At 47.5% G+C, this 11,341-nt stretch carries 12 protein-coding genes; 2 read left to right on the plus strand and 10 right to left on the minus strand.

Features of this window, described 5'->3' with window-relative positions; genetic code table 11:
- Positions 1-64: 64 nt before the first annotated feature.
- The gene (locus tag GA520_RS17540) at positions 65-904 is read right to left on the minus strand and encodes an AAA family ATPase (protein ID WP_163337720.1); all 840 of its coding nucleotides are present in this window, start codon (positions 902-904) and stop codon (positions 65-67) included.
- Positions 905-1,307: 403 nt separating this feature from the next.
- Here GA520_RS17540 and GA520_RS17545 point away from each other — a divergent pair, with 403 nt between their 5' ends.
- Entirely contained in the window at positions 1,308-2,336 is a 1,029-nt protein-coding gene (locus GA520_RS17545; protein ID WP_163337721.1) for a low specificity L-threonine aldolase, read from the plus strand.
- A 28-nt stretch (positions 2,337-2,364) separates the two neighbouring features.
- On the opposite strand, the gene GA520_RS17550 is transcribed toward GA520_RS17545, so the two are convergent.
- The 6 genes from GA520_RS17550 to tgt all read right to left on the minus strand — a co-directional run bounded on the left by GA520_RS17550 (position 2,365) and on the right by tgt (position 6,367).
- The gene (locus GA520_RS17550) at positions 2,365-3,150 is read right to left on the minus strand and encodes an alpha/beta fold hydrolase (protein ID WP_163337722.1); all 786 of its coding nucleotides are present in this window, start codon (positions 3,148-3,150) and stop codon (positions 2,365-2,367) included.
- A 66-nt stretch (positions 3,151-3,216) separates the two neighbouring features.
- Positions 3,217-3,498: a transcriptional regulator gene (locus GA520_RS17555; protein WP_163337723.1), complete on the minus strand. Its 282-nt coding sequence runs from the start codon at positions 3,496-3,498 to the stop codon at positions 3,217-3,219.
- A complete protein-coding gene (rnhA, locus tag GA520_RS17560; protein WP_163337724.1) occupies positions 3,498-4,196 on the minus strand; it encodes a ribonuclease HI in 699 nt (232 codons plus the stop codon). The genes GA520_RS17555 and rnhA overlap by 1 nt, the downstream gene beginning before the upstream one ends.
- A gap of 25 nt (positions 4,197-4,221) precedes the next feature.
- Complete coding sequence (gene sixA, locus GA520_RS17565; RefSeq protein ID WP_163337725.1) at positions 4,222-4,677, minus strand: phosphohistidine phosphatase SixA; 456 nt, start codon at positions 4,675-4,677, stop codon at positions 4,222-4,224.
- A gap of 128 nt (positions 4,678-4,805) precedes the next feature.
- Positions 4,806-5,153 (minus strand): preprotein translocase subunit YajC, encoded by a 348-nt coding sequence (yajC, locus tag GA520_RS17570; RefSeq protein WP_163337726.1) that lies wholly within the window; start codon positions 5,151-5,153, stop codon positions 4,806-4,808.
- A gap of 95 nt (positions 5,154-5,248) precedes the next feature.
- Positions 5,249-6,367, minus strand: coding sequence for a tRNA guanosine(34) transglycosylase Tgt (tgt, locus tag GA520_RS17575; RefSeq protein WP_163337727.1), 1,119 nt, complete (start codon positions 6,365-6,367; stop codon positions 5,249-5,251).
- Between the two features lie 422 nt (positions 6,368-6,789).
- Here tgt and GA520_RS17580 point away from each other — a divergent pair, with 422 nt between their 5' ends.
- Positions 6,790-8,151 carry a DUF4388 domain-containing protein gene (locus GA520_RS17580; RefSeq protein WP_163337728.1) on the plus strand — a complete coding sequence of 454 codons (1,362 nt, stop codon included), beginning with the start codon at positions 6,790-6,792 and terminating at the stop codon, positions 8,149-8,151.
- A gap of 4 nt (positions 8,152-8,155) precedes the next feature.
- Here the strand turns inward: GA520_RS17580 and GA520_RS17585 are convergent, their stop codons facing one another.
- From GA520_RS17585 to GA520_RS17595, 3 genes are all read right to left on the minus strand, one after another.
- Positions 8,156-9,235, minus strand: coding sequence for a phosphotransferase enzyme family protein (locus tag GA520_RS17585; protein WP_163337729.1), 1,080 nt, complete (start codon positions 9,233-9,235; stop codon positions 8,156-8,158).
- Positions 9,236-9,241: 6 nt separating this feature from the next.
- Positions 9,242-10,084, minus strand: a complete 843-nt coding sequence (locus GA520_RS17590; protein ID WP_163337730.1) for a mechanosensitive ion channel family protein — start codon at positions 10,082-10,084, stop codon at positions 9,242-9,244.
- Positions 10,085-10,419: 335 nt separating this feature from the next.
- Positions 10,420-11,184 (minus strand): NYN domain-containing protein, encoded by a 765-nt coding sequence (locus GA520_RS17595; RefSeq protein WP_163337731.1) that lies wholly within the window; start codon positions 11,182-11,184, stop codon positions 10,420-10,422.
- Positions 11,185-11,341: the final 157 nt, after the last annotated feature.

Below are 11,341 nucleotides of genomic sequence, written 5' to 3' on the forward strand. Positions count from 1 at the left end.
AAAATAGAAGGATCTGACTGAGCAGAAATCCATCAGATCCTTCTTTTCGTCAGGCTATTTTCATTTATTGAACATCTATATTATGAAAATTGTTAATATGCCCTTTGGCAACAGCTTCACGATAGAGAACCTGCTGGATATTAAACTGTGATTTCATCTTATTAGAGAAGTCTTCCTGGGTTGAACCGTTTTTCAGCTTACCGTTGACCCCACTCAATTCGATGGTTTTTTCATCGGACAATGTAACCCTGGTTTTGGGCGATAGGGCAATAAGCTGCGATTCAATATCAGCCAGCATAGCCCTTCTCTGGAGTTCGGCAACCGATTCCTCTGTCTCCTGAAAGTGTTTTTTCCGTATTGTTTTCAATATGATCTCTACAATATCATCGACGGTAAGAGAATCAACACAGAGCACCATATCGTAAAGACGACTGTCCCAGGTATCCTTGCCGTACAGGTTCAGACTCCATCTCCGTCGTTCTTCATCATCCTTTTTCAGATTGAATTGAACCTGATCCACAGACCCGCTATTCTCCCTTCTCATCTCCTCCCTGACACGATCTTCCATCCTGGCATTTATCCGGACCTTTAATACATGAGAAATGTCCTGGAGAAAGAAATGGCCTGCCAAACCATGGTACACAATATTCCCTTTGGTAATCCAGGAGAGCAAAGATGTCTTGAAAAAACTCATGTATTTCTCCGGTCCATTACTAAAACGCCCAAGCACAGTGGGAGCATCATGAAGCGCCTTTTTGAGCTTAATTTCCGGGATATTGAACTGATCAGATGCATTCACCAGGATCTCACGGGAAATACACTCATAGTTGAGCGCTTCTGCCAGCCTTTCGGCCACCTCTTTACCGCGACTGTACGATCCTCTGGAAATAGTGATTACCGGCATAGTTGCCCTCCTTTGGCTTTGCCTTTTTCAGGCTTTCATAATGAACCGCAATTATGGCGTACAAGGAGAAAAGAACACTCATTAAACAGACAGGACGAAATCCATTCAGGAGCGAAGAAAAGAGATACTCGTTTTCTTGATCAATCTGCCGTTCTGACTTCACACTACTGACACATCGTAGTATATCTCGGGGAGAGAAATAATTCCAATTGTAACTCGGAATTCTTCAACTCTTCTCACAAATTGCTCCTCCCCATCATTCTATTTCTGTTTTTTGACCAATACAGATTATGAAATAACCATTTGTAAACGGTTTTAGTTGACAGCAGTATGAGCAACAAATATAGCTAGACTTCCAGGTTCAACAGGACCAAACCTGCTTACGCTTAAAGGATTACTCGCCATGTACAGCTTTAAAAACGATTACGGAGAAGGAGCGCACCCACGAATTCTGGAAGCGTTACTCAAATACAATACCACCCAGGAGGAGGGATATGGACTCGACCGGCACAGTCAAAATGCCATATCCATTATCAGGGACCTGGTGGGTGGCCCCGAAGCCGATGTCCACTTTCTTTCTGGCGGGACCCAAACCAACCTGATTGCCATCAGTTCGTTCCTGCGCCCCCATGAAGCATGTATCAGTGCAATATCAGGCCACATTGCAACCCACGAAGCGGGAGCAATTGAGGCCACTGGCCATAAACTGCTTTGCGTCAACAGTGATACAGGTAAGATACACCCGGAACTGATTGAACCGGTATTGGCTGAACACCATTTTGAGCATATGGTGAAACCGAGGCTGGTGTATATCTCAAATCCCACCGAGTTGGGAACCGTTTATTCAAAAAGTGAGCTTGAAACACTCCACGCCTATTGCCGTTCAAGAAATCTTCTGCTCTATGTTGACGGTGCCCGTCTGGGTGCCGCACTCGCCTGCAGGAATGCAAACCTCACCCTGAAAGATATGTACAATCTGACAGACGCCTTCTTTATTGGCGGCACCAAGCTGGGCGCGCTACTTGGAGAAGCGATGGTTATTGCCAACAAACAATTAGGTGATGATTTTCGCTACCTGATCAAGCAGAGGGGAGGCTTGCTTGCCAAAGGACGGATACTCGGTATCCAGTTTGAAGAACTATTAAAAGATAATCTCTACCTCCAGCTCGCCGAACATGCCAACAGCATGGCAAACTATCTGGCAGAACAACTTGCCAAAGCGGGCTGCACCTTCTGGCGTGACTCACCGACCAACCAGATTTTCCCTGTTATCGACAACCAGGTCATTGAAAAGTTATCACAGGATTTTGAGTTCTACATCTGGAGCGCCATAGACGAAAACCATTCCGCCATCAGGTTGGTCACCTCGTGGGCAACCCCCCAAGAAGCCGTTGAAGGATTTCTTCAAGGCTACCGCAAAGCTGTTGTGTAATAAATATAATCCCCTCCCAAGGGAACTTTTAAGACGAAGGATGAGCTGTCGCCAGGTCGCTAACGAATTTTCGTACCAGTGCAAGCACGACTTCCGGTTGCTCCCGATGCGGTGCATGCCCACAGCCAGGTAAGATATGCTTCGTCGCCTCACCTGCTACCTGTGACACAATAGCCTTAACCTGCCGGTCGGTTCCATACTGATCATCCTCCCCCTGAAGGACCAGAGCTGGGCAGGTAATATCCGGCAAGAGTGATTCGATATTCCACTGCCCAAACGAATCCCTCAGCCAGGTGTCGGCCCACGCCCTGAATACAGTGTCGGTATTTACTCCATGATAACGAACAAGCTTACCGGGCCCATATTCCGCATATGCCTCATCTGCCTGCCGGATGCCTTGCAAGGTAATCGGTTCCACAAAAACATGCGCCGCCTCAACCACAATCCCCAACAATCCACGATGGGGCCTGGATGCATAAACAAGACTGATGCTTCCGCCATCCGAATGACCTATCAGGATATGTTTTTTGCCAGGCAGAATAGCCTGAATAACCTGGGGCAATTCCAACAAGGCATAACTATGAATATAGTCAATTCCCCTTGTCCCCGCCTCCGGTGAAGAATAGCCATACCCACACCTATCGTAAACCAGCCCCGGACACCCTGTTTTTAGACAGAGTTGTGCCGGGAAATCCTTCCACATCTCGACACACCCCAAACCCTCATGGAGGAATATCAGCCAGGGATTATCCTGAACACCGTCAATACGCTCATAACGGATTCTGCTGCTGTTTTCCAGGGTGATGTATTTCATTTGTGGCTCATAATGCAACAACGAGCTGCGACCTGAGAGCCACCTGAAAAGTATGATCTACTTTCATTACAGTATCTCATAAGTGGCCATTCTTATTGATCCTTCCTTGCAACGGGGACATTTACCGGGCCTATTCAGGCGTGAACGATCCTTGAAAACATAATCGCATGTCAGACAGACATAGGGATGAATGGTGAGTTTCTCACCGGCAGCTTCAAGACTCTTGACGATATGCGGCAGATGTTCATAGACCTCCTTTTCCCGTATGGACAAGATCTGGGAAAGGTCGTGAGCATCAAGCTCTTCGTTACGCAGCAGTTCAATCATTTTTTGCCGGATTGTCGCCATCACTTCGCCTCATATCCGTGATCGATGGGTAAACCAGGTTGCCGTGCTGAAGAAACTGCAAGTTTATCACACCGTTCATTCAGTTCATTTCCTGCATGTCCTTTAACCCATCGGAATTCGACACGAATATCCTGCATGAGTTCGAGAAGTTCGGCCCAGAGATCGCTATTGAGGGCTGCTGATTTATCCGCCTTGCGCCAACCGTTGGCCTGCCATTTACGCGCCCACCCCTTTTCAATTCCATTAACCAGGTAGGACGAATCCGAATACAAAACAATCTGTTTGGTTGTCCCCTTGACTTCACGTAGTGCCCGGATGGCGGCGGTCATTTCCATCCGGTTATTGGTCGTCATCCGGAAGCCACCGGAGAGCTCATGCTTTTGAGCCCCGTCACAGATAATTATTCCATAGCCCCCAGGGCCGGGATTATTAATAGCACCACCATCAGTATAGATAACAATGGAACCGGGTGGGACGGGTGCAGCTTGTCTTCCGGCTGCCTGTTTTTTCACCTTTTCTGAATTATTTTTCCGGCTGTATTGCGGGTCCTTTAACCATGATTCCGCCTCATCACGGGTCGGAAAACTCTTAAACTTTGCCCCGCCATAACCTTTCACCTGCTTTTCAGCAGTGGGCCAATCGGTGTAGACCCCCGTCTGCCTGCCATCTGCTACTGCATAATATTTTTTCTTTGCCATTCGCTACTGCTCAATCCCTCAAAAGCTATCCCACATTTGGCATCAGAGCCCACTTCACATGCCAACCATCCCCATCACGATCCAGACAGACAATTCCTCCGTTCTGAAACTTAAACGGTTTATAATCGGAGCTGCCGGTGATAAGAACAGAAACCAGCTTTTCCATAAACGGAAGATGACCGACAAACATCATATCACTGTCACAGTGTAGTTCATCTGCAAAAGAGATAACATCATCCATGGGGCCAAGACCATCCCTTTTGCTGCAACCGTTTTTGGGATTCAAAAACTCAGCCAGCAATTCGGCTGTCTGCCTGGCCCTCTTTTTCCCACTATGAAAGATGGTATCGACCACCACTTTGTAGTTACAGGCGACTCCGCCGATCAGTCTGACATCTGCAACTCCCTGCCCGGAAAGAGACCGTTCCGAATCTTCATTTTCCGATAAGCTGAGTCCGTGCTGAACGAGATAAATAGCCATATCGATTTCCTCTCACAATGCAATAATGACTTCCAGACTGCACCAATAAAAAAGCCGCTTTATTTTATCTTATAAAGCGGCTTCAAATTTCTCTCTACAAACTGCAGAAGTTAACAACCTTTAATGCCTCAACCTCCACTCGGTTTCTTCACTTCCTTGCCGGCCTTATCGGTCGTAACTGCACTTCCATCTTTGTTGACAGCAGAAGCGATGGCATCACGGGAAACCTTCACCTCAATATCTTTTGCGATCTCAATGGTCAGTACGTTATTGTCGATGTTGGTGATTACACCATACATGCCACCCTTGGTCATAACCCGGGTATTTTTTTTCAAATCCGCCAGAAACTGCTGATGCTGCTTCGCCTGTTTCTGCTGCGGCCTGATCAACAAAAAATAAAAAACAACGAATATAAGTATAAGCGGGATAAAATTGCCGAAAGCTCCCAAAGAACCCGCAGCGGCTGCACCATCCATAAATATTCCTCCTTAAAATTTTCTTTTCTCGTGTATCCCGTCATAAATAAGTAAAATTAACCGGACCACTCCATAATTATTGATTGCTAACATAATCACTCGGTTTCAAGCCTGCCATAAAAATCTTTGCGAAACGCTGCAAAGCGATCCTCTTCTATTGCCGTGCGAATTCCTGCCATCAGGTTGAGGTAATAATGCAGGTTATGTATGGTATTGAGGTGATAGCTGAGAATTTCCCTGCTCACAAAAAGGTGGCGCAGATAGGCCCGCGAATAATTACGACAGGTATAACAGTCGCATGCCTCGTCGAGTGGTCCCATGTCGTCACGATAACGGGAATTTTTTATAACCACCCTTCCTCTGGAAGTAAACAACATGCCGTTACGGGCATTCCTGGTCGGCATCACACAGTCAAACATATCAACGCCGCGCCAGACGCCCTCCACCAGATCTCCAGGTGTGCCAACCCCCATAAGGTATTTGGGATAGGCATCGGGCATGTGTGGTGTGGTCGCTTCAGTCATATCGTACATCAGCTCCTTTTCCTCACCCACACTAAGGCCACCAATGGCGTAACCATCAAAACCGATTTCAGCCAGCTCTTCGACATGCCTTTTGCGTAACGTATGGTCCATGCCTCCCTGGATAATACCGAACAGGAGTTGTTCCCTTTTGGTGTGCGCCGCCCTGCACCGTGCCGCCCATCTTGTCGTCAGCGCTGTCGATTCTATAATTTCCTTCTTTTCAGCCGGATAGGGAATACAGGTATCGAGACACATCATAATATCCGAGCCCAGGCTCTGCTGCACCTGAACCGCATCTTCAGGGCTTAAAAACAGTTTTGAACCGTCAAGATGAGATCGAAACGCTGCTCCCTCCTCCGTAATAGTGGCCAGATCCTTAAGGCTGAATATCTGGAAACCGCCACTGTCCGTAAGGATGGAGCCCTGCCAGTTCATAAAACTGTGTAACCCGCCGAACTTTTCTATCAACTTGTGCCCCGGCCTGATGAAAAGATGATACGTATTGCCCAGTATTATCTGGGCGTTCATCTCATAAAGGTTTTCAGGAGTAACCGCTTTCACCGTTGCCTGAGTACCCACCGGCATGAATACTGGTGTCTGGAATGTTCCCTGCCTGGTTTTCACCTCGCCCCTTCTGGCACGGCTCTCACTGGAGCTGCACTTCAGGGTATATGGAGAATTTTCTGTCATTACTCTTTTCTCACTTTTAAATTTGTCTCCAGTCCCTCATCGTCAGGCCTGCTGGTACAACAATAATCCTTGAAATTGTTTCATCAATGCCTCTATAAAAGCCTGGGGATAACTGTCATAAAGACAAATTAGAGGTATTGCCCTCTCCGTCAATCGGATTTCTCTCCAGCAAACGCCATGTCTGTGTTTACCACAATGAACAAGGAACGAAATCGTACACCGCGATAGTATCCGACTGAACATGCCCGGTAAACCGATTTACGTCAAGGAGAACCCATCGCAGCAAAAGAACCAGTAATATCTACGCTATTAATTTTTGCATTTTCATTCACTTTTCTGCATACTAGTAGGAACTTCGTAGCTACATTTTCCAAAAATAACCAAATTGTTGTATTCATTTTGATCGGATCCTACTTTTACCTATGAACTCTATTCTCCTCATTGGCAATCTCGACGGACAGGATGCCCTTGTAAAAGCGGTTTCATCACTGCCGGATATATCGCTCACAAAGACAGAAGACGAGCAAGGTGCCCGCATCAACCTGGCAGCTTCTGACGCATCCCTTATGATCTGCAACCTCACGGATGACGGACCGGTTCGCCTTGAGAACCTTGCAAAGATAACTCGGAAATACCCACACATACCAACCATCGCCACCCTAAATCCGGACCATTTCCAGGTACCGGAGGTGATGAAAACCGGTGCCAGTGTATGCCTGTGCCATCCCGTCGATCCGGGAGAATTGGTCAATCAGGTCGTCAAAGTCCTCGAAGAATCGACCAGCGGATCTGTTCGGGGTATCCCCATTCACAGTCTGCTGCAAATGCTGGAGAGTGAGGAAAAAACATGTACCCTGAGGATTAGCAAAAAAGATGAAACAGGGCTGATATTTATCCGTAAGGGAGTGGTTATAGCGGCGGAGGCTGGTGAGCTTGCCAACGAAGACGCAATTTATGATCTCATCACCTGGGAAAACAGTGAAGTGGAACTGCTTCATTTCAATTCCCAGCGCGCTAAAACAATTAAAAAGCCTCTCATCTCCTTGATTATGGAAGCATTCAGGCTCAAAGACGAAAGAGACAGCCTGGAAGAGAAACAGGAATTGCTCAAAAAGCCTAAGCTTGACCTCAAGCACATCTCTACCTCCGGAAGTCGTATATCGCTTGATATCGGTGCCAAGATCAAGCTGGAATTCGACGAGATAGATACCCCGCTGGTTTCAACCATGGTAGGCATGGTCCCCGACCAACATATCATTGTCACCACACCTCAACCGTTTTCCATTGTCCAGAATGCCATGGAGAACGAAAGCAGGGTCATCGTGAAATATGTGCACATGGGGCGACTCTGCATGTTTAAATCGGTGCTGCTAAAAACAATTACCGACCCCTCCCAGTTGCTCTTTCTCAATTATCCGCCCGTTATTCATTTTCATGAACTACGCCGGGCCAAACGAACTTCCATTTTCGTCCCCTGCACTATCCACCTGCCCAAGGGGCCTGAATACTATGGTGTTCTTGTAGATCTTTCCGGGCTCGGCTGCCTCTGCCAGGTCAAAATCAAGGGGAATGCGGAGCTACCAGCCTTTGACATCGACACCCGGATACAGCTTCGCTGTCTCCTGCCAGGGTTAAAGGATGACCAGGAGTTGGGAGGGATTGTCAAAAATATCAAAAAAACTGCTACCGAAATACGGATCGGTATAGAATTTATAGGGTTGCAGACGTATTTGAAGGATGTGATTGAGAAATATCTCTATTCAGTAGAATCAATCTCCGTCTGAAACGTTACAGGGCAACAGCCAGAGACCTTATCTCCTGTTCCTGTGCCAGGATCGATTTCGCGAGCGCGAACTGTACCCGGCATTTAAGCAGGTTATCCCCTCGTTCTGCAACCTTGAAGTAGACATCTCCTCGCAGGTGGTCTGTCAAGAAACGTAACCCCAATTCAAAGCAAATTGTGAAAACGCCATCAAAAATATAGCGTTTATCGTGTATTTTGAGCGGTGTGAGACAACTCTCCCCATAGCCCTTTAGTAATGAGCGGCAGATATCGCAATCGAAACGGACGCTGTTTGGGTCTGAATACTCACCTCTCCTGTTACAGGCCGAGCGAAGACAATCGCCCAAATCGTGTTGAAGCAGCCCTGATCCCACCGTATCAAGATCAAACAGACCAGACGCCACACCGCTCTTAACAAAAATTACGTTATCCAGCTTTGGATCCCCATGGATCACACGATTCGTCAAAATTCCCTGGGCGTACCCAAGCTCCAGGGTCTCGACTTGCGACCGGTAGCTATTTACAAAGTGAAAACAATCGGCTGGTACGTCTACACCTGAGCGAGCCACCTTCGCGCAGACCGCATCAAATTCCGACAGATATCTGGAAGTATTATGAAAATCCGGTAGAACCTCTGTTAATGAATCCGGCTCAAGGTCTGAAACCAGATGATGATACGTAGCAAGTGCCCTTCCCAACTGATAGGCCGATTGGCTGTCTATCCCTGAGGCGGGCGGGGAGACATGATCGATATATGTCTGGGCCCGCCACCACTGCCCCTTGCTGTCACAGTACGCCGGCTGGCCTTCTCGGGTCAGCACAAGATCAGGACAGATAAAATCGAAATCGCCAGCCTGAAGCTGGCCATTAATATGTTCCGTGACTTTCCGAAAGTTTGCGATAACGTTTTCAGGATTCCTGAAAATGGAGCCGTTGATCCGCTGAAGTACCGTCCGTTTCTCTCCTGCTGTCACCAACCAGGTATCGTTTATGTTGCCACTTCCCAGTGGAACGGACCGTAACGTCGTGTCCCCGAAAAAGATTTTACAAGCCTCGTTCAAGCCGATGCTGCCCCCGGATACCATCGTTTATCAGGCAGCCTCTTCCTGTTTGAACAGGTGCACGTCAGTCTGGGGATACGGAAAGCTGATACCCTTCTCATCAAAGGTCATCTTTATCTTCTCGACAAGATCAAACCGCACATCCCAATATTCCTCTGTCTTGACCCATGGCCGCACCGCCAGATCAACAGAGGAAGCACCGAGTTCAGAAACCGCAACAGTTGAGGCTGGATCTTTTAAAACACGATCTTCAGCCGCCAGGATATTTTCAAGTTCCTTTTTGGCAGCACGAATATCGTCGTCGTAACCAATACCAACTATAAGATCAATCCGCCTGACAGGGTTGGCCGTGATATTCGTGATAACACCACTGCTTATTATTGAGTTTGGAATGATCTTGCGCTGGTTGTCGGCTGTATTCAAAATTGTATTAAAGATGGTGATTTCCTCAACCTTACCGGTTTCACCACCAACCGTTACCACATCACTGACCTTGAACGGTCGGAAAAGGATGAGCATTACACCTGAGGCGAAGTTGCCCAGAGAATCCTTTAAGGCAAGGCCAATGGCCAGTGAGGCTGCACCGACAACAGTGAGAAAAGATGTTGTGTTAACACCGAGTTGGCCTGCAGCAGCGATAACAACCGCAACGATAATTATATAGTAAAGGATATTGTAGAGAAATTTTGTCAAAGTCACATCGACATTATTTCGTTCCAGGATCTTCACAAACAGTCGTGCAATTTTCTTGGCCAGCCATTTCCCGATCCAAAAGACCAGCAAAGCAGATACGATCTTTCCCGACCAGGGAATACCAAGCTGTAACAAATCGGAGTAATCGATTGAACTGAAATCAATATTGCCCGAATTCATACATTACCTCACTGTAAATAGATGCAGCCAAATGGCCAGATGTGTGGATGCTACGGGCATCCTCCCGTGATGGCCGGATATGCAGCAAATCCGGTGATACAGATCGTAACAGGCAGTGGACCCAATCATACCGGTCCCACCCCGGCAGCCCACCTGCCTCTAATCCGAATTTCCCATGAAGAGTATTTCGATTTGATTGTACTCCAGGCATTGCCGGGCATTCAGGACTGCGTCATCCGTTACCAAACCATACACATTGTTCACCCAAGGTGCCCCGAAAGAGACAAGCGAAAACGTCGAGGCGCTTTAGGGTGAAGAGAAATTCGGGCTAACTGCTACTCTTCCAACATCCGGATATCCCAGGCCTCGGTACGATTACCGTTGTCCGGATTGGTAACTATTGTAAACTCGAAAATTCTTGAGGAATCAAGAAAAAGATTATCATTTATATCAGCAGCTTTCGAACAATGAAAAAAAACAGACTCCGCTTCAAGCCCTTTTGCGGTCAGGCAATAATAACGCATAAAACCAAACCCCCTGTCCGGATTATAATTAATGGGAAAACCACGCTGCCGTTCTTCACCATTATTGCCGGATATCGGCAACAGGCCGGGAACCAGAAAGCCGGAGAGAAAACTGTCTGCAGCCTCTTTGAGTTCGTGGCTGACATTATTAAAACCGATCACCTCAACCCTGCAGCCCATGTTCTGCAGGGCAAGGACCAGCCGGATAAAGTCCCCATCCCCTGTTAACAGGATAACGCGGTCAAGATTCCTGGCCTGCAGCAACGCATCGATGGCCAGATCCATATCGGCATTGGCCTTGGTAGTGATGATCCCCTCATCATCGACAAAATGCTTCACATATTTCTTGATCACCTTGAAGCCACATTGCCGCAACACGTCATGGTATCGATACAACTTCTGCCGATACTCGGCATCGTCCTTCGTCCGCTCCCGATCTTCAGCCAGATAGGAGTTGGCCCGTAACATAGTGGAATCACCCGCACTGGCCAGATCCACCAGTACGTCATACCGCATACCATACCCGCCACACAGCCGGATATTCTCGGCATCAACATAAATGCCCGTTTTCAACATATTTTTTGCTCCACCGCAATCAGCAGGTAATGAGTGTTCACTCGAAAACTAACAACCTAATGGTCCAACCGTCTCAACGCCTAAAATAATGTGCTGCAGTGGTTCGAATCTGGACAGACAATCCCCGGCGCAATAAGAAAATTATGCGCCGGGGATT

The organism is Desulfopila sp. IMCC35008 (genome assembly GCF_010646885.2).
Classification (GTDB): Bacteria; Desulfobacterota; Desulfobulbia; order Desulfobulbales; family Desulfocapsaceae; genus Desulfopila.

Coding starts and splice junctions, on each gene's coding strand:
- GA520_RS17590 (WP_163337730.1), bottom strand. CDS start 10,084: ATGAATTCGGGCAATATTGATTTCAGTTCAATCGATTACTCCGATTTG.
- GA520_RS17540 (WP_163337720.1), bottom strand. CDS start 904: ATGCCGGTAATCACTATTTCCAGAGGATCGTACAGTCGCGGTAAAGAG.
- GA520_RS17550 (WP_163337722.1), bottom strand. CDS start 3,150: ATGAAATACATCACCCTGGAAAACAGCAGCAGAATCCGTTATGAGCGT.
- GA520_RS17595 (WP_163337731.1), bottom strand. CDS start 11,184: ATGTTGAAAACGGGCATTTATGTTGATGCCGAGAATATCCGGCTGTGT.
- GA520_RS17555 (WP_163337723.1), bottom strand. CDS start 3,498: ATGGCGACAATCCGGCAAAAAATGATTGAACTGCTGCGTAACGAAGAG.
- sixA (WP_163337725.1), bottom strand. CDS start 4,677: ATGGCTATTTATCTCGTTCAGCACGGACTCAGCTTATCGGAAAATGAA.
- tgt (WP_163337727.1), bottom strand. CDS start 6,367: ATGACAGAAAATTCTCCATATACCCTGAAGTGCAGCTCCAGTGAGAGC.
- GA520_RS17545 (WP_163337721.1), top strand. CDS start 1,308: ATGTACAGCTTTAAAAACGATTACGGAGAAGGAGCGCACCCACGAATT.
- rnhA (WP_163337724.1), bottom strand. CDS start 4,196: ATGGCAAAGAAAAAATATTATGCAGTAGCAGATGGCAGGCAGACGGGG.
- yajC (WP_163337726.1), bottom strand. CDS start 5,153: ATGGATGGTGCAGCCGCTGCGGGTTCTTTGGGAGCTTTCGGCAATTTT.
- GA520_RS17585 (WP_163337729.1), bottom strand. CDS start 9,235: ATGGTATCCGGGGGCAGCATCGGCTTGAACGAGGCTTGTAAAATCTTT.
- GA520_RS17580 (WP_163337728.1), top strand. CDS start 6,790: ATGAACTCTATTCTCCTCATTGGCAATCTCGACGGACAGGATGCCCTT.